General features: G+C 61.7%; 12 protein-coding genes. All 12 read left to right on the top strand.

Translation table 11 applies throughout. The features are described from left to right. The first annotated feature begins 5 nt into the window (after positions 1 to 5). The 12 genes from rpoC (at position 6) to JHX87_RS15440 (ending at position 19,270) form a co-directional block, all read left to right on the top strand. On the top strand, positions 6 to 4,238 hold the full coding sequence (gene rpoC, locus JHX87_RS15385; RefSeq protein ID WP_271886862.1) for a DNA-directed RNA polymerase subunit beta': 4,233 nt from the start codon (positions 6 to 8) through the stop codon (positions 4,236 to 4,238). A gap of 102 nt (positions 4,239 to 4,340) precedes the next feature. Then, entirely contained in the window at positions 4,341 to 4,859 is a 519-nt protein-coding gene (locus JHX87_RS15390) for a GNAT family N-acetyltransferase (protein WP_271886861.1), read from the top strand. Between the two features lie 74 nt (positions 4,860 to 4,933). Further along, positions 4,934 to 5,872, top strand: a complete 939-nt coding sequence (locus JHX87_RS15395) for a DMT family transporter (protein WP_271886860.1) — start codon at positions 4,934 to 4,936, stop codon at positions 5,870 to 5,872. After that, positions 5,872 to 6,687 (top strand): glycosyltransferase, encoded by an 816-nt coding sequence (locus JHX87_RS15400; protein ID WP_271886859.1) that lies wholly within the window; start codon positions 5,872 to 5,874, stop codon positions 6,685 to 6,687. The genes JHX87_RS15395 and JHX87_RS15400 overlap by 1 nt, the downstream gene beginning before the upstream one ends. A 270-nt stretch (positions 6,688 to 6,957) precedes the next feature. Further along, positions 6,958 to 7,329 carry a 30S ribosomal protein S12 gene (gene rpsL / locus JHX87_RS15405; protein ID WP_022705687.1) on the top strand — a complete coding sequence of 124 codons (372 nt, stop codon included), beginning with the start codon at positions 6,958 to 6,960 and terminating at the stop codon, positions 7,327 to 7,329. A gap of 12 nt (positions 7,330 to 7,341) precedes the next feature. Beyond that, positions 7,342 to 7,812, top strand: a complete 471-nt coding sequence (gene rpsG, locus JHX87_RS15410) for a 30S ribosomal protein S7 (protein ID WP_271886858.1) — start codon at positions 7,342 to 7,344, stop codon at positions 7,810 to 7,812. 18 nt (positions 7,813 to 7,830) lie between these two features. After that, positions 7,831 to 9,954 (top strand): elongation factor G, encoded by a 2,124-nt coding sequence (gene fusA, locus JHX87_RS15415; RefSeq protein ID WP_271886857.1) that lies wholly within the window; start codon positions 7,831 to 7,833, stop codon positions 9,952 to 9,954. 84 nt (positions 9,955 to 10,038) lie between these two features. Next, positions 10,039 to 11,214, top strand: coding sequence for an elongation factor Tu (tuf, locus tag JHX87_RS15420; protein ID WP_272833720.1), 1,176 nt, complete (start codon positions 10,039 to 10,041; stop codon positions 11,212 to 11,214). A 773-nt stretch (positions 11,215 to 11,987) separates the two neighbouring features. Then, positions 11,988 to 13,343 (top strand): IS1380-like element ISPme1 family transposase, encoded by a 1,356-nt coding sequence (locus tag JHX87_RS15425; protein WP_011997539.1) that lies wholly within the window; start codon positions 11,988 to 11,990, stop codon positions 13,341 to 13,343. A gap of 390 nt (positions 13,344 to 13,733) precedes the next feature. After that, the gene (locus JHX87_RS15430; protein ID WP_271886716.1) at positions 13,734 to 14,873 is read left to right on the top strand and encodes an efflux RND transporter periplasmic adaptor subunit; all 1,140 of its coding nucleotides are present in this window, start codon (positions 13,734 to 13,736) and stop codon (positions 14,871 to 14,873) included. Next, entirely contained in the window at positions 14,870 to 17,929 is a 3,060-nt protein-coding gene (locus JHX87_RS15435; RefSeq protein ID WP_271886715.1) for an efflux RND transporter permease subunit, read from the top strand. Before JHX87_RS15430 ends, JHX87_RS15435 begins: the two co-directional genes overlap by 4 nt. Before the next feature lie 249 nt (positions 17,930 to 18,178). After that, on the top strand, positions 18,179 to 19,270 hold the full coding sequence (locus tag JHX87_RS15440) for an alpha/beta hydrolase (protein WP_271886714.1): 1,092 nt from the start codon (positions 18,179 to 18,181) through the stop codon (positions 19,268 to 19,270). Positions 19,271 to 19,324 lie beyond the last annotated feature (54 nt).

Consider the following 19,324-nt stretch of genomic DNA (forward strand, 5'->3'; position numbering starts at 1 on the left):
TGAGAATGAACCAGGAAATCGCCACCAATCCCCTGAACCCGCTGGCTCCGCCGCGGCAGTTCGACGAAATCAAGATCTCGCTGGCCTCGCCGGAAGAAATTCTGGCCTGGTCCTTTGGCGAGGTGAAGAAACCCGAAACCATCAACTACCGCACGTTCAAGCCCGAGCGTGACGGGTTGTTCTGCGCGCGCATCTTTGGTCCGATCAAGGATTACGAATGTCTGTGCGGCAAGTACAAGCGGATGAAATATCGCGGCCTCGTCTGCGAAAAATGCGGTGTGGAAGTCACGCTGCAAAAGGTTCGCCGCGAGCGGATGGGCCATATCGAACTGGCCGCGCCTGTCGCCCATATCTGGTTCCTGAAGTCGCTGCCCTCGCGCATCGGCCTGATGCTGGATATGACGCTGCGCGATCTGGAGCGGATCCTCTATTTCGAAAACTACGTCGTGATTGAGCCGGGTCTGACCGACCTGACCTATGGCCAGTTGCTGAGCGAAGAGGAATATCTGGACGCGCAGGACAACTATGGCGCTGACGCCTTCCAGGCCGATATCGGCGCCGAGGCGATCCGCGTCATGCTGGCCAATATCGATCTGGAAGCGACGGCAGAACAGCTGCGCGAAGATCTGAAAGAGGCGACGGGCGAACTGAAGCCGAAGAAGATCATCAAGCGCCTGAAGATCGTGGAAAGCTTCCTGGAATCCGGCAACCGTCCTGAATGGATGGTGCTGACCGTGATCCCGGTCATTCCGCCGGAACTGCGCCCGCTGGTGCCGCTGGATGGCGGCCGCTTTGCGACGTCGGACCTGAATGACCTTTATCGCCGCGTCATCAACCGCAACAACCGCCTGAAGCGCCTGATCGAGCTGCGCGCGCCTGATATCATCGTGCGCAACGAAAAGCGGATGCTGCAGGAATCGGTCGATGCGCTGTTCGACAATGGCCGTCGTGGCCGCGTGATCACGGGCAACAACCGTCGCCCGCTGAAATCGCTGTCGGATATGCTGAAAGGTAAGCAGGGTCGCTTCCGTCAGAACCTTCTGGGGAAACGTGTCGACTTCTCGGGCCGTTCGGTCATCGTGACCGGCCCGGAACTGAAGCTGCACCAGTGTGGTCTGCCCAAGAAGATGGCCTTGGAGCTGTTCAAGCCCTTCATCTATTCGCGTCTGGAGGCCAAGGGCCTGTCCAGCACCGTGAAGCAGGCCAAGAAGCTGGTCGAGAAAGAGCGCCCCGAAGTCTGGGACATTCTGGACGAGGTCATTCGTGAGCATCCGGTTCTTCTGAACCGTGCGCCCACGCTGCACCGTCTGGGCATCCAGGCGTTTGAGCCGATCCTGATCGAAGGCAAGGCCATCCAGCTGCACCCGCTGGTCTGTTCCGCCTTCAACGCCGATTTCGACGGCGACCAGATGGCCGTGCACGTCCCGCTGTCGCTGGAAGCGCAGCTGGAAGCGCGCGTGCTGATGATGTCGACCAACAACGTGCTGTCGCCCGCCAACGGCGCGCCGATCATCGTGCCTTCGCAGGACATGGTTCTGGGTCTGTATTACACGACCATGATGCGCGAAGGCATGAAGGGCGAAGGCATGGCATTCGCCAATGTCGAAGAGGTCGAGCACGCACTGGCCTCGGGTCAGGTGCATCTGCATGCCAAGATCACTGCGCGCATCAAGCAGATCGACGACAATGGCAACGAAGTGCAGCAGCGCTTTGAAACCACGCCGGGCCGGATCCGTCTGGGCAGCCTGCTGCCGCTGAATGCGAAGGCGCCCTTCGAACTGGTGAACCGCCTGCTGCGCAAGAAGGACGTGCAGCACGTCATCGACACGGTGTATCGCTACTGCGGCCAGAAAGAAGCCGTGATCTTCTCGGACAAGATCATGGGTCTGGGCTTCCGTGAGGCATTCCGCGCGGGCATCAGCTTCGGCAAGGACGACATGGTGGTGCCGGACAACAAATGGTCCATCGTGGAAGAAGTGCAGGAGCAGGTGAAAGAGTTCGAACAGCAATATCTGGACGGTCTCATCACCCAGGGCGAGAAGTACAACAAGGTCGTCGATGCCTGGTCGAAATGTAACGACCGCGTCACCGAGGCCATGATGGCCACCATCGCCGCCACCCGCAAGGATGACGACGGTGCCGAGATGGAGCCGAACTCGGTCTATATGATGGCCCATTCCGGTGCGCGTGGTTCGACCAACCAGATGAAACAGCTGGGCGGCATGCGCGGCCTGATGGCCAAGCCGAATGGCGAGATCATCGAGACGCCGATCATCTCGAACTTCAAGGAAGGTCTGACCGTTCTTGAATACTTCAACTCGACCCACGGTGCCCGGAAGGGTCTGTCGGATACGGCGTTGAAGACGGCGAACTCGGGCTATCTGACCCGTCGTCTGGTCGATGTGGCGCAGGATTGCATCATTCGCGAGCATGACTGCGGCACCGAACAGTCCATCACGGCTTCGGCTGCGATCAACGATGGCGAAGTTATCTCTCCGCTGAGCGAGCGTATCCTGGGCCGCACGGCTGCAGAAGACGTGCTGGTGCCGGGCAGCGATGAGATCATCCTGCGCAAGGGTGAACTGATTGACGAGCGCAAGGCAGACGCGGTCGAGCAGGCCGGCGTGCAGAATGTGCGGATCCGCTCGGCTCTGACCTGCGAGTCCGAGGATGGCGTCTGCGCGCTGTGCTATGGCCGCGATCTGGCCCGTGGCACGCTGGTGAATATCGGTGAAGCTGTCGGCATCATCGCCGCCCAGTCCATCGGTGAGCCGGGCACACAGCTGACGATGCGGACCTTCCACATCGGCGGGATCGCCCAGGGTGGCCAGCAGTCCTTCCAGGCTGCGGCACAAGAGGGCACCGTGCAGTTCCGCAACGAAAGCACGCTGACCAACGCCAATGGCGAGCAGGTCGTGATGTCGCGCAACATGCAGCTGGTCATCATCGATGATCAGGGGCAGGAACGCGCCAGCCACAAGCTGTTCTACGGCAGCAAGCTGTTCGTGAAGGAAGGCGAGCGTGTCATCCGCGGTGCCAAGCTGTACGAATGGGACCCCTATACCCTGCCGATCATCGCGGAAAAGGGCGGCGTGGCGAAATTCGTCGATCTTCTTTCGGGCCTCTCGGTCCGCGATGAGACGGACGAAGCAACCGGCATGACGCAGAAGATCGTGACCGACTGGCGCTCGGCGCCGAAAGGGAACGACCTGAAGCCCGAGATCATCATCATGGATGAGAACGGAGAGCCGGTTCGCAACGAACAGGGCAACCCGGTCAGCTATCCGATGTCGGTGGATGCCATCCTGTCGATCGACGATGGTCAGGAGATCCGTCCGGGTGATGTCGTCGCGCGTATCCCGCGCGAAGGTGCCCGCACCAAGGACATCACCGGTGGTCTGCCGCGCGTGGCCGAACTGTTCGAAGCCCGTCGCCCCAAGGATCACGCGATCATCGCCGAAATCGATGGTTACGTGCGCTTTGGCAAGGACTACAAGAACAAGCGCCGCATCGCGATCGAGCCGTCGGAAGAGGGCCGCGATCCCGTCGAATACATGGTGCCGAAAGGCAAGCACATCCCGGTGCAGGAAGGCGACTTCGTGCAGAAGGGTGACTATATCATGGACGGGAACCCGGCACCGCATGACATTCTGCGCATCATGGGGATCGAGGCCTTGGCCGATTACCTCATCGACGAAGTGCAGGACGTTTACCGGCTGCAGGGTGTGAAGATCAACGACAAGCACATCGAGGTGATCGTGCGGCAGATGCTGCAGAAGATCGAGATCCTCGACAGCGGTGATACCACGCTGCTGAAAGGTGAGCATGTCGAGCGCGACGAGTTCGAGGAAGAGAACGCCAAGATCGAAGCCAAGGGCGGCCGTCCGGCCGTGGGCGAGCCGGTGCTGCTGGGCATCACCAAGGCATCGCTGCAGACCCGCAGCTTCATCTCGGCCGCGTCGTTCCAGGAAACGACCCGCGTGCTGACCGAGGCTGCCGTTCAGGGCAAGCGCGACAAGCTGATCGGCCTGAAAGAGAACGTCATCGTGGGTCGTCTGATCCCGGCTGGTACGGGTGGCGCGACCGCCCGCGTCCGCCGCATCGCGACCGAGCGCGACAATGTCGTGATCGAAGCACGCCGCGCCGAGGCCGAGGCTGCCGCGGCGCTGGCGGCTCCGGCTGCGGAAGAGATCGTCGAAGCCGATTTCGTGGAAGTCCCCGAAAACAGCGACGATTGATCGTCTCAGATAATGACAGAAAGGCCCGGCGTCTGCCGGGCCTTTTCCTTTGGTCACTTGTTGTTCTATGGTTGCGGGCGCAACGGCTGCCCATGACCCGCGATGACAGATATTCCCACCCTGACAACGACGCGCCTGATCCTGCGACCGATGCGGGCAGATGACTGGCCGGATTTTTATCGCTTTCTCGCCTCGGACCGCGCGATCCATATGGGCGGTCCGTTTTCGAAGGCGCAGGCCTGGCGCATGTTTTGCGCCGATCATGCGCAATGGGATCTGTTTGGCTGCGGCGCCCTGATGATCCGGCACCGCGATGGCGATGCGGCGGTCGGACAGGTCGGGATCAACTTTGGCCCGCTCTTTCCGGAATATGAGCTTGGCTGGCTGCTTTATCCCGGGATGGAGGGGCAGGGGATCGCCTGCGAGGCCGCCCGCGCCCTGCGTGACTGGGCCCGCGATGCCCGCCGCCTGTCCACATTGGTCAGCTATGTCGATCCGGAGAACCTGCGCTCGCGCCGTCTGGCGGAACGGCTGGGCGCGGTGCCGGACCCGGAGGCCCCACGTCAGGAGGCGTCGGATCTGGTCTATCGCCATTACGGCACACGCAGCGCGGCACCCTAAAACTTCAGATCGGGCCTTGCGAAGCGCGGATCAGCTTCATAACCCTTGGCGTATCACGTCTTTGGTGAGACTGCATGCGCGCCCCTCTTATCTCTCCGATCCGGCGGATGCGTCCGGTATCGATGCGTCCCGAACCGCCACAGGCGGGCGAGAACCTGCGCGGTGCGGGGCTGATGACGCTGTCGATGGTCAGCTTTGCCAGCAATGACACGGTGATGAAATTCGTCACGCAAGAGATGCCGCTGTATCAGGCGATCTTTCTGCGCGGCCTTGTGGTGGTGATTTTCCTGATCGCGCTGGCCTATCGCAAGGGTGGCAGGCTGCGGCGGCCCCAGGGGAAGGATCGCGGCCGGATGGCCCTGCGCGTGGTCGGAGAGGTCGGATCGACGATCCTGTTCCTGAATGCGCTGCAGCATATGGCGATTGGCGATCTGTCGGCGATCATGCAGTCGTTGCCGCTGGTGGTTATGGTGGCGGCGGCGATCTTTCTGGGTGAAAGCCTGGGCTGGCGGCGAACGCTGGCGGCGCTTGTCGGGCTGATCGGGGTGCTGATCATCCTGCGCCCCGGCGGCGAAAGCTTCGGGATCTGGTCGCTGACGGCAATTGGCGCGATGCTGATGGTGACGCTGCGCGACCTGTCCACGCGCCGCTTCAGCGCGCAGGTGACGACCACCACCGTCTCGTTCTATGCAGCCTGTGCCGTGCTTCTGACCGGCGCGGTCGGGATGGCGTTTCAGGGATGGGTCACGCCCAGCCTGTCGCAGCTTGGCCTGCTGCTGCTGTCCGGGGCCTTTCTGACCGTCGGCTATCTCAGCGCGGTCAGCGCCATGCGCATCGGCGAGATTTCCTATGTTGCGCCATTCCGCTATACCTCGCTGCTGGTGGCGATCATCGCCGGGCTGCTGGTCTTTGGCGAATGGCCCGATTTGTGGACATGGGTCGGGGCCGGTCTGGTCGTCAGCGCGGGCATCTATACGATCCTTCGGGAATCGCAATTGGGGTGGAGACGCTGATGCGTGTGCAGATGCTGGGCCTGTGCCGGTTTTCCTATGTCGGGCTGCGCGGCTATCAGGTCGAACATGACAGCGTCGCGGCCCGGCGGGATTATCTGTATGATCCGCAGCGTCTGGCGCGGCGGTGGCTGTGGTTCACGAAGGTCGCCTTGCCCGCATGGCAGGCGCAGACCGACCCGGACTTTACGCTGGTGGTGATGACCGGCCCCGATCTGCCCGATCCCTATCTGTCGGGCCTGCGCGATCTGGCCCGGCAGATCCCGCAGCTGAAACTGGAGCTGATCCCGCCGATGGACTACCATCTGGCGGCCTGCAAAGAGGCGGTCCTGCCCCATATCGACCACTCGGCCGATGTGATCGGGCATTTCCGCCATGACGACGACGATGCCGTCGCCTTTGATTACGTCGCCGCGACGCGCAAGGATTTCAACCGGGTCAAGGCGCTGTGGAAAACGACAGAACGTCTGTCGCTGGATTATGCGCGCGGGCTGATGCTGAAGGCCGGGCCTGATGGCGTCAGTCTGACGCCGCGCATCTGTCACAATATGGGGGTGGCGCTGACCATCTTCCTGCGGCCGGACGTGCCAGAGACGGCCTTGAACTATGATCATTCCAAACTACCTCTGTGGATGCCGGGCGTGGCTGTGACGAAACCGCTGATGTTCATCCGCTCGATCCATCGCGACAGCGATTCCGGCGATATGGGGCCGGGACTGCCCTGGGATGTGAAGGGTCAGCAGCTTGAACGGCAGTTGCAGCGTCGTTTCGGATTCACGCTGGACGGGTTGAACGATCTGGCACGCCAACTGGGCTGACGGGGCACATGGCCGCGGCCCGGCCCATGTTGACAGATCGGTGATTCACACATATATGCCGCACACCCGTCGCAATCCTGCGCCGGGAAAACCAGAACCTTTTCGGTCACGATCCGGGCAAAATTTGTCCCCGATCCTCTGGAAAATAAGCTCGTCCACCCCAATCGGGGACGGATGGGTTTTGGGCTTTTTGCGATTCGCGCAACTGGCCGTCGAGAAGTGGCGCAGTCATCGACTGCGAGTATTGACGAAAGCAAGACGGGGAACCGAATGCCGACGATCCAACAGCTGATCCGCAAACCGCGGCAGCCCAAAGTGCAGCGCTCGAAGTCGCAGCACCTCCAAGGATGCCCGCAAAAGCGCGGCGTCTGCACGCGCGTCTACACAACGACGCCGAAGAAACCGAACTCGGCTATGCGTAAGGTCGCCAAGGTGCGCCTGACGAATGGCTTCGAGGTCATTTCCTACATCCCGGGCGAAAAGCACAACCTGCAAGAGCACAGCGTTGTTCTGATCCGTGGCGGTCGTGTGAAAGACCTTCCGGGTGTCCGTTACCACATCCTGCGCGGTGTGCTGGATACCCAAGGCGTCAAAGACCGTCGTCAGCGTCGTTCGAAATACGGCGCCAAGCGTCCGAAGTAAGGAGAGGCCTCCATGTCACGTCGTCACGCCGCTGAGAAGCGCGAAGTGCTGCCCGACGCCAAATATGGCGATCGCGTCATCACGAAATTCATGAACAACCTGATGGTTGATGGGAAGAAATCGGCCGCCGAGCGGATCGTCTATAACGCGCTGGAGCGTGTTGAAGGCCGCCTGAAGCGCGAGCCGGTCGAGATCTTCCACGAAGCCCTGGACAATGTGAAGCCTTCGGTCGAAGTGCGTTCGCGTCGTGTGGGCGGTGCCACCTATCAGGTTCCGGTCGAGGTTCGCCCGACCCGCCGTGAGGCGCTGGCCATCCGCTGGCTCATCACCGCTGCGAAGAACCGCAACGAAAACACCATGGAAGAGCGCCTTGCTGGCGAGCTGGCCGATGCCGTCAATGGCCGCGGCACCGCCGTCAAGAAGCGCGAAGATACCCACAAGATGGCCGACGCCAACAAAGCGTTCAGCCATTATCGCTGGTAACCGGAAGGAAGGCCCTTAATGGCACGCGATTATCCGCTGCAGCGTTATCGTAACTTCGGCATCATGGCTCACATCGATGCCGGCAAGACCACGACGACCGAGCGTATCCTTTTCTACACCGGCAAGTCGCACAAGATCGGCGAAGTCCATGACGGCGCCGCGACGATGGACTGGATGGAACAAGAGGCCGAGCGCGGCATCACCATCACCTCGGCCGCGACCACGACCTTCTGGCAGCGCCACGAGGACACCGATTACGTCGAGGACCCGAACGAGCGTCTGCGCTTCAACATCATCGACACCCCCGGCCACGTGGACTTCACCATCGAAGTCGAACGTTCGCTGGCGGTTCTGGACGGTGCCATCTGTCTGCTGGACGCCAATGCCGGCGTCGAGCCGCAGACCGAAACCGTCTGGCGTCAGGCTGACCGCTACAAGGTTCCGCGGATCGTGTTCGTCAACAAGATGGACAAGATCGGCGCCGATTACTTCAACTGCGTGAAGATGATCAAGGACCGCACCGGCGGCACCCCGTGCCCGATCGCCCTGCCGATCGGCGCCGAGGACAAGCTGGAAGGCATGATCGACCTGATCAAGATGGAAGAGTGGGTCTGGAAAGGTGAAGACCTCGGCGCAAGCTGGGTTCGTCAGCCGATCCGTGACGAGCTGAAAGATCTTGCTGAGGAATGGCGCAGCAACATGATCGAACTCGCCGTCGAAATGGACGACGATGCGATGGAAGCCTATCTGGAGGGCAACGAGCCCGACGAAGATACGCTGCGCAAGCTGATCCGCAAGGGTACGCTGTCGCTGAGCTTCTTCCCGGTCATGGCTGGTTCGGCGTTCAAGAACAAGGGTGTGCAGCCGCTGCTGAATGCCGTTGTGGATTTCCTGCCCTCGCCGCTGGACGTGCCCGCCTATATGGGCTTCGAGCCGGGCGATGAGACGGAAACCCGGAACATCGAACGCTCTGCCTCGGACGAGCAGCCCTTCTCGGCGCTGGCGTTCAAGATCATGAACGACCCCTTTGTCGGCTCGCTGACCTTCACGCGGATCTATTCGGGTACCCTGTCCAAGGGCGACTCGATGATGAACTCGACCAAAGGCAAGCGCGAGCGTGTCGGCCGCATGATGATCATGCACGCCATCAACCGCGAAGAGATCGAGAATGCCTATGCGGGCGACATCATCGCGCTGGCAGGTCTGAAGGAAACCACCACGGGCGACACGCTGTGCGACCCGAACAAGCCGGTGGTTCTGGAAACCATGACCTTCCCCGAGCCGGTGATCGAGATCGCTGTCGAGCCGAAGTCGAAGGCCGACCAGGAAAAGATGGGCCTGGCCCTTCAGCGCCTGGCTGCCGAGGATCCGTCCTTCCGCGTCGAAACCGATCTGGAATCGGGTCAGACGATCATGAAGGGCATGGGCGAACTTCACCTCGACATCCTGGTCGACCGCATGAAGCGCGAGTTCAAGGTCGAGGCGAATATCGGTGCGCCGCAGGTGGCCTATCGTGAGACCATCTCGACCGAAGCCGAGATTGACTACACCCACAAGAAGCAGTCGGGTGGTACGGGTCAGTTCGGTCGCGTCAAGCTGATCATCACCCCGACCGAGCCGGGCGAAGGCTATTCGTTCGAATCGCGCATCGTTGGCGGTGCCGTTCCGAAGGAATACATCCCGGGCGTCGAAAAGGGGATCAAGTCGGTCATGGATTCCGGTCCGCTGGCAGGCTTCCCGGTGATCGACTTCAAGGTCGCGCTGATCGATGGTGCCTATCACGACGTCGACTCGTCGGTTCTGGCCTTCGAAATCGCGGCGCGTGCCGCGATGCGCGAAGGTCTGCGCAAGGCAGGGGCCAAGCTGCTGGAACCGATCATGAAGGTCGAGGTCGTGACGCCGGAAGAATATACCGGTTCGATCATCGGCGATCTGACCAGCCGTCGCGGCATGGTTCGCGGGCAGGACACGCGCGGCAACGCGAATGTCATCGACGCTTTCGTGCCGCTGGCCAATATGTTCGGCTACATCAACAACCTGCGCTCGATGTCCTCGGGCCGCGCCGTGTTCACGATGCAGTTCGACCATTACGACGCCGTGCCGCAGAACATCTCGGACGAGATCCAGAAGAAATTCGCGTAATCAAGGCGGTGCGCAGGCAACTGCGCACCCTACCATCCCTGTAGGGTGCGTGCTTGCACGCACCGTCACGAAAAGGAGCCAATTATGGCAAAGGCAAAGTTTGAACGTACGAAACCGCACGTTAACATCGGCACGATTGGTCACGTTGACCACGGCAAGACGACGCTGACGGCTGCGATCACGAAATATTTCGGTGATTTCAAGGCTTATGACCAGATTGACGGCGCCCCGGAAGAGAAGGCACGCGGGATCACGATCTCGACGGCGCATGTGGAATACGAGACGGATGACCGTCACTACGCCCACGTGGACTGCCCCGGCCACGCCGACTATGTGAAGAACATGATCACGGGTGCTGCGCAGATGGACGGCGCGATCCTGGTGGTGAACGCGGCCGACGGCCCGATGCCGCAAACGCGCGAGCACATCCTGCTGGGCCGTCAGGTCGGCATTCCCTACATGGTCGTCTACCTGAACAAGGTCGACCAGGTGGATGACGAAGAGCTTCTGGAACTGGTCGAGATGGAAGTGCGCGAGCTGCTGTCCAGCTATGACTATCCCGGCGACGACATTCCGATCGTGAAGGGCTCGGCTCTGGCCGCTCTGGAAGGCCGCGACGAGGAAATCGGCGAAAAGTCGATCCGCGCGCTGCTGGAAGCCGTTGACAGCTATGTCCCGACGCCCGAGCGCGCCGTGGACAAGCCGTTCCTGATGCCGATCGAAGACGTGTTCTCGATCTCGGGCCGCGGTACGGTTGTGACCGGCCGTGTCGAGCGTGGCGCGGTGAACGTCGGCGACGAACTGGAAATCGTGGGCATCCGCCCGACCAAGAAAACCACCTGCACCGGCGTGGAAATGTTCCGCAAGCTGCTGGATCGCGGTGAGGCTGGCGACAATATCGGCGCGCTGCTGCGCGGCGTTGAGCGTGACGGCGTGGAGCGCGGTCAGGTTCTGGCCAAGCCCGGCTCGGTGACCCCGCACACGAAGTTCGAGGCCGAAGCCTATATCCTGACCAAGGAAGAGGGTGGCCGCCATACGCCGTTCTTCGCGAATTACCGCCCGCAGTTCTACTTCCGCACGACGGATGTGACCGGGACGGTGAAGCTGCCGGAAGGCACCGAGATGGTGATGCCGGGCGACAACCTGAAGTTCGAGGTCGAGCTGATCGCCCCGATCGCGATGGAAGACGGCCTGCGCTTCGCGATCCGCGAAGGCGGCCGCACGGTCGGCGCCGGCGTCGTCGCCAAGATCCTCGAGTGATCATCGGCGTAGGGTGCGTGCAAGCACGCACCTTACCCAACATCAAGGCCCGTCCCGAAAGGGGCGGGCTTTCGCGTTCCCGCCAGCGGTCTGACATGAGAACCCGCGCTATACCGTTCTGCTCAACGCCCGGGATCTGACCCTGATCGCCATCTGCCATATTGTCCGAGGCCTGGTGTCGCTGTCCGTCGGCGCTTGATTGCCCTGACCACCCGGCAGCTATCAGCGCTGCTTCGCCAAGCGTCCCAGAGTTGCGGGGCAGGGTATGCTTATCTGCTGATCATGCCGTATGTCGCGGTTGGCCACGTTACCTGCTTATCTCAACTCAAAGTCTGACAGGTCGACATCGCCGCAGAGAATGTCTTGGCGCGCGAATTTCCAAGTGCAGACAATAAAACACGAGAGTTTTAAAATTTTTCCCTTATGATTTTAAATGGTAGGATCCCGTCGCCATTGCACCGGCGTTTCTTGCCAATGCATGCGGCTGCTCATGATCTGCTGATGACCGATCTCGATTTATGCCACCTCTGCCAAGCCTGACCCGACAGATATTCCCGCCATATGGTTATTGCACAATAGCGACCCATATTCGCGACTGAAAACGATTTAACTGCCCGCCCGCCTGTCTTTAAAGTCACGTCCGGCCCTGACGGGTGGGGCGAATGATTGCAATATTACTCCCACATTCTCCAAGTAAGTCGCTGATTTCGCTGTCGTAATCGTGATATTTCGCATATAAATCATGGCGTTGACGGCTGCGAGGGGCGCGTTTCATGGATCACCTGGAGGGTGCGGGCTTGGCGCGGGGAGATCGGGTTGATTTCGACCGCCGTGTGCGTCTGGAGTTCCGTGGTGCGCAGATCAGTTCAGACGGTGGCCTGCTGGTGATGCGCGAGCTTGATGACGTGCTCGGCCTGTCCAATCTGGCGTCGGAGGCGCTGCGAGACAGCCGCACCGGGAAGAACACGCTCCATCGGCTTGACGGATTGTTCCGGCAATCGGTGTTCGGACGACTGGCCGGATACGAGGATGTGAACGATGCCGACCGCTTGGCCCTCGATCCCGTGATGCGTCAGGTCGTTGGCGGCAGGGCCGTCGAGGCGCAAGCTGCTTCGGCATCGCAGATGGGACGGTTCGAGACCGAGACGCTGGCTCTGGCCGCGAACCGGGCGGCGCTGGCCGATCTGAACGGCCAATGGATCGACCGGTTTCATGACCGCAACGGGTTGAAATACATCGTGCTGGACATGGACAGCTCGGTCAGCCCCACCCACGGCGATCAGGAAGGTACTGCCTGGAACGGGCATTTCGACTGCACCTGCTATCACCCCATCTTCTTGTTCAACCAGTTTGGCATGCTGGAGCGCTGCGCCCTGCGTAACGGCAATGTCCACAGCGCCGATGGCTGGCGGGATGTCCTTGATCCCGTCATTGCCCGATATGCTGGCCGCGACCTTGGTGGACGCTTCTTCCGGGCCGACGCTGCCTACGCGATCCCCGCGATCTATATGCGGCTGGAAGAAGCCAGGTTCTTCTACGCCATCCGTCTGCCCGCCAACGCCGTCTTGCGCGAGAAGATCGCGCATCGGCTGACACGGCCCGTGGGACGGCCTTCGCTGACCAAGGTCAAACGGTTCTTCGAGGACTTCGAGTATCAGGCGGCGTCCTGGGACAAGCCGCGCCGCGTCATCGCCAAGATCGAATGGCATCCGGGCGAGCTGTTCCCCAAAGTCGGCTTCATCGTCACCAACCTGCCGATGGAGCCAGACTGGGTGGTGAGGTTCTACAACCAGCGCGGCACCGCAGAGCAGCACATCAAGGAAGGCAAATATGCCTTTCGCTGGACGCGGCTGTCATGCCGGAAGTTCCGGCACAACGAGGTGCGGCTGCAACTGCACGCGCTGGCCTACAACCTGGCAACCTTCCTGCGCTGCATCGAACTGCCCGAGGCCATGGCGGACTGGTCGTTGACCAGCCTGCAACTCAAGCTGATCAAGATCGGCGCCCGCGTCGTCCGCCACGCCCGCGCCATTACCTTCCAGTTGGCCGAGGTCGCCGTCACCGGCCCGATGGTGCGGGCCGTCCTTGCCGCCATCCGCCGTCTTCGAACGCCTCCGTCATGCGCATGACCACGATCCATGCCCAAGCTGAACGAAAGCGGCAGGACAGGTCCGTCTGCCGCGCGGAAAAGCGGCTCTGCCGGGCCAGAATGCTGCGGGTTCGAGGCTTGATCCACCCGACTTCGGCCGTTTGCGCGACGACAGACACCGCTCGGGGCGAAAAACGCTTGCCCAGCGAGCAAAATCAGGCGATCTTGAAGTCAAGCGGCAGGCCACTTGGGGAATGTCGGCTGAAACTCTGAGCATTGGAAAGGTTGAGTCTTCCTGGCAGCACCTTGATTGGGTCCACATATCGCGACTGCGTCCCGCTGCTTCGACTTTTTCCGAACACCAGACGCTGCGCTTGACTAGGCACATAGCTGGGCAGGCTCCTGTGACATTTTCCGTTCAAAACCGGCCATGCCATCTGGCGACGATCCATGCACGAAGGCTACTTTTATGAAATTCAATATCTCTGCGGTCATTTCCCTGACGCTTCTGGCGTCTTTGTCTCCAGCATTCGCACAGGTGGGCGATCCGGGCGAAAGCCTGCGCCCGGCCAAATTGATGGTCCTGGAAGAGGCCGCCGACTTCGTCGAGCGGCGGTTTTTCGGGCGAATCGCGGCCAGATCGACCGTTGATCTGTCCTTTCGGGCGGGCGGCCAGATTGAGGAACTGCCTATCCGACAAGGCCAGTTTGTCGAAGCGGGCACTCTTCTGGGACGACTTGATCGCGGTCCCTTCGAACGCGCCGTGAATGAGGCGCAGGTACAGCTTAATCAGGCCGAACGGCAGTTGGCACGTCTCAGTAAATTGGGGGCGGGCGTCGTAGCCCTAGCTGAAATCGAGAATGCCCAGAGCACACGTGACGTGGCACAGGTGGCCTATGAGGATGCATTGGACAGCCTGAACTATGCCACGATGCAAGCTCCCTTCGACGCGCTCATCTCGCAGCGACTGGCGGATCAATATGCGACAGTTGCGGCGGGCGAACCCGTCGTTCGAGCACATGACATGAGCGAAATCCAGGTTCACATTCAGGTGCCGGAAATCCTGTTCCGCCAGTTCGGCGGCCAGCTGGAGTTTCAGGCCAGCGCGCAGATGGTCGTCGACGGCCCTCTTTATCCATTGGAATACCGCGAGCTGACCGCCGAGGCTGCCGAAGCGGGCCAGACCTATCGCGTAGCCTTCGCGTTCGGCGAGGATCAGCCCGAAAATCTGTTGCCGGGGGCCTCGGCCACGGTTCAGGTCACCGTCCAGCGCCCGGGCTCGGACAGCGTCGTGACGCTGCCGGCCAGTGCGCTGCGCTATGCGCCCGATGGCCGCCCTCAGGTGCTGGTTTATCGCCCCGATGACGCCGACCCCGATCGCGGCACGCTGGCCAGTCGCAGCGTCACGATCGAACCCGCCGGGGGCACCAGGTTTTACATGCTGGACGGTCCCGAGCCGGGCGTGACCATCGTCGCCTCGGGCGCGGCGATGCTGGCTGACGGGACGCGGGTAGGCCGCTTTACTGGTCTGTCCAACGACAATGGTCCTACGCCCGAGGCGTCGCAATGAACCTAGCACGTAAGGCGATCGACGCGCCGCTTCTGACTTGGCTTTTGATTCTCGGCTGCCTTCTGGGCGGCCTGTGGGGGTATGCGACCGTAGGCCGGCTGGAGGACCCGAGCTTTACCATCAAGCAGGCGGTGGTGATCACCTCCTATCCCGGGGCCTCGGCGGAACAGGTCGCCCGCGAGGTCAGCGAGCCCCTAGAATCCGCGATCCAGCAGATGGCCTCGCTGGACACGGTGACCTCGTCGAACAAGCCCGGCTCATCGCGCATCGATGTCGAAATCCTGTCTACGGTCAGTGGGGCCGAGCTGCCGCAGGTCTGGGACGAGCTGCGCAACCGCGTGGCCGATGCCCAATTGCCCGAAGGCGCGAACCTGCCGGTCGTAAACGACGATTTCGGCGATGTGTTCGGGATCTTCATGGCGGTGACCGCGCCCGGGTTTTCGGATGCCGAGATCCACGAGATCTCGACCTATCTGCGGCGCGAGATCCTAACGGTCGAGGGCGTGTCGAATGTGGCCATCGCCGGTTTGCCGGAAGAGGCGGTCTATGTCATGCCAGACATGGCCATCGCATCCAATCTGGGTGTCCCGCCCGGCGCTTTGATCGACCAGATCAGCGCGGCGGCAGCCGTGTCACCCTCGGGGTCTTTGGCGGCGGACGGCAACCGCTTCGGGATCGACGTGCCGCGCGGCACCAACAGCGTCGATGCGCTGCGCGAGCTGACCGTGAACGTGGGAACCTCGGTATTTCAGATGACCGACATCGCCACGGTCGAACGCGGTCGCGTTCCCACCCCGCGCGAAATCATCCGCTTTGACGGGCAAGAGGCGTTCACGCTTGGCATAGCGGGTGTGTCGTCGCAGAACATCGTCGATATCGGCATGCGCGTCGATGCCAAGATAGCCGAACTGTTGCGGGAGCTGCCCCATGGCGTGCAGCTCCACCCCATTTATCAGCAACATCTGGTCGTGGACGAATCCTCGTCCGCATTTCTGGTCAATTTGGCGATGTCGGTGGCGCTGGTGGTGGTGGTGCTGGCGCTCTTTATGGGATGGCGGTCGGCGGTCGTCATCGGATCGACGCTGTTTCTGAACGTGATCGGAACGTTCTTCTTCATGTCGCTTGGCGGGATAGAAATGGAGCGGATCTCGCTTGGCGCGCTGATCATTGCGATGGGGATGCTGGTCGACAATTCGATTGTCTTGGCCGAATCGATGCAGATCAAGATGGCCTCGGGCAGCTCGTCCCGCGACGCCGCCGAGGATGGCGCGAAGCGGGTCCAGCTGCCGCTGCTGGGCGCGACGGTGATCGGCATCATGGCCTTTGCCGGCATCGGCCTGTCGCCGGATGCGACGGGCGAGTTCATGTTCTCGCTGTTCGCGGTGGTGGGGATCTCGCTGCTGCTGTCCTGGGTACTGGCGCTCACCGTCACGCCGCTTCTGGCCCATTACGTCTTCAAGCGCGGCAAGGGCGACGGTGAGGGTGGCGATTACAATGGCCCAGTCTTTCGGGCCTATCGCACGGTACTGGGTGGGGCGCTGAGGGCGCGCTGGCTGTTTCTGGCGGCGATGATCGTCATCACCGTGCTGTGCTTTCGCGGCTTTGCCTCGGTGCCCCAGCAGTTCTTTCCCGACAGCAGCACGCCGGTCTTTTATGCGCATTACAAACTGCCGCAGGGCAGCGACATCCACAGCGTGTCGGACGACATGCGCAAGGCCGAGGAATGGTTGCTGCAGCGCGACGAGGTGACGTCGGTCGCGACCTTCGTAGGCTCGGGGGCGACGCGCTTCATGCTGACCTATTCCCCAGAAGAGGCGCTGCCCAGCTATGGCCATCTGATCATCCGTACCGCCACGACCGAAACGATCCCGCGGCTGTTGGAGGATCTGAACGAATTTGGTCGCGAAACGCTGCTTGAGGGCGAGTTCCGGACCGAACGTCTGGCCTTTGGTCCCGGCGGCGGCGCGCCCATTCAGGCGCGGATTTCGGGGCCCGATCCAAAGGTTCTGCGCGCGCTGGCCGATCTGGTCAGCACCACGCTGACCCGGCAGGATGCGGGATTGATTGATATCCGGACTGACTGGCGCGAATACGAGCCCGTGCTGATCCCAGAATATGCCACGCAGCGCGCGCAGACGGCCGGGATTTCGCGCGCCGATCTGTCAGATGCCGCGCTGATGGCGACCGAGGGCCTGCCCGTCGCGATCTATCAGGAAGCCGACAGGCAGATCCCGATCCGCCTGCGCGGCAGCGGCGCCAATCCCGATCTCGCCCAGCAGATCGTCTATTCCGAGGCTGCCGAGGATTACGTCAGCATGGAGCAGCTGATCGAACGCGTTGGATGGGAGCCCCGCGACACCCTTATCCAGCGCCGCGACCGGGTTCCGACGATCACGGTCGAGGCGGGGATCCCCACAGGGGGCAATGCATCCGATGTCTTTTCTACCATCCGCGCCCCGGTCGAGGCAATCACCATGCCCGATAGTTATGTCCTCGAATGGGGAGGGGAATATGAAAACAGCACCGACGCGCAACGCAGTCTGGGCCAGCAATTGCCGGCTTCACTTCTGATCATGGTGCTGATCTCGATCCTTTTGTTTGGCAAGCTGCGCCAGCCGCTGATCGTGTGGCTTCTGGTGCCCATGGCCGTCAACGGAGTGGTGATCGGTCTTCTCATCACCGGCCTGCCATTCTCCTTCACCGCGCTTCTGGGGCTGCTGTCACTGTCGGGGATGTTGCTGAAGAACGGCATCGTATTGGTCGAGGAGATCGATCTGGTTCGGGCAGAGGGCATGCCCTTCCGAAAGGCGATCATTGAAGCATCGACATCAAGGCTGCGCCCGGTCGTGCTGGCGGCGGTCACCACAATCCTGGGGATGGCTCCGCTGTTGTGGGATCCATTCTTTGCCTCGATGTCGGTGACCATCATGGGCGGTCTGGCCTTCGCAACTATCCTGACCCTGATCGCCGCGCCGGTCCTCTATTACGTGTTGTTTAGCAAGGAAAGAAAAATGGAGGAAGGCGGGAGTGCTAATCCGGTCGGGGCAAGCGGATGATGCGCGGCCTTGCGGCGAATGGGGCTGCCTTCAGGTCACCCATGACAGCACCTGCTGAGAGGCTTCGTGGCGCTAGCAGACTCCGGCAGCAATGCGCGTCCCGCAAATCGGGTGCAGATCAGCGGTAACGGCCTGCGGGACGTGTTTGATAGACAGCCAGCGGCGGCTGGAACAATGGATAATGGGAGAACTGGAATGACCAACGCTCAAGGGTGCTTGCACGCGAACAGGGCATCCTGCCTTTTGATTATGGCCATCACCCTGTTCCTTGGCGGGTGCGCTGCCAGACCCGGTCCTGAGGTTCTGCGAACGATCGAGGCGCGCGTTCCCGGCGCGCAGACCGTCACCATCTATGCCGCCACGACCCGTGAGCGGGCGGCTGAGAACGCTAATGTCTTCACCTCGGGGCGTGCCAGCCAGCCGAACTACTCGTCCTTCGATATCTCGGTGCCGCCCAACCATCAGCCAGGCGTGATCGAATGGCCGGACGAAGAGATCGACCCGCAGACCAGCTTTGCCACGGTCGGGCAAAGCATCCTGACCCGGCAGGGCTTCCTGCAAAAGGTCGCCGCATCGCAAGACAGCAGAAAGGACGTGCTCATCTTCGTGCACGGCTATAACTACAACTTTCCCGAGGCGCTGTACCGGCTGACCCAAATGACGGTCGATGCCGATCTGGACAACACTCCGATCCTGTTCGCCTGGCCTTCTCAGGCTGCCATTGCGGGCTATGTGGCCGACAAGGAATCCGTTACCTATTCGCGCGATGCGCTGGCCGATCTGCTGGCGGCGCTGGCGCGGGACCAGCGCATCGGCACGATCACCGTCTTTGCCCACTCGATGGGCGGCTGGCTGACGGTCGAGGCGTTGCGCCAGCTGCGCCTGTCGGGGCAAAATGACATCCTTGACCGCCTGACCGTCGTGCTTGCGGCGCCCGATATCGACGTCGATGTGTTCCGCGCGCAGATGCAGGTCCTCGGCCCGATGACGCAGCCGATGGCAGTGCTGGTCTCGCCCGATGACCAAGCCCTGCGCGTCAGCAACCGGCTGAGCCGCACCCGCATGCGCGTCGGCGCGCTGGACATCACCGACCCGGCCGTGCAGCAGGCCGCGCGAGAGGCTCGCTTGGCGATCATCGACATCTCCAGCCTCGAGGCTTCGGACGGCCTGAACCATGACCGGTACGTCAGGCTGGCCTCCTTCTACGCCAATCGGGGGCGGGAGGGAGGAGACGGCCCTGGCCCTAGTCTTCGCCGCACAGGGGCCTTTGTATTCAACACGGTCGGCGCCACCCTTTCCAGCCCATTCTCGATCGTGGGCGAGGCTTTGGCGGGTGAGTAGGACCATCCCGCAGACCCGGCGTGGACGACGGTGGCTTGCCGGGGCTGCCTTCAC

This window comes from Paracoccus fistulariae (assembly GCF_028553785.1).
In the GTDB taxonomy this organism is placed as follows: domain Bacteria; phylum Pseudomonadota; class Alphaproteobacteria; order Rhodobacterales; family Rhodobacteraceae; genus Paracoccus; species Paracoccus fistulariae.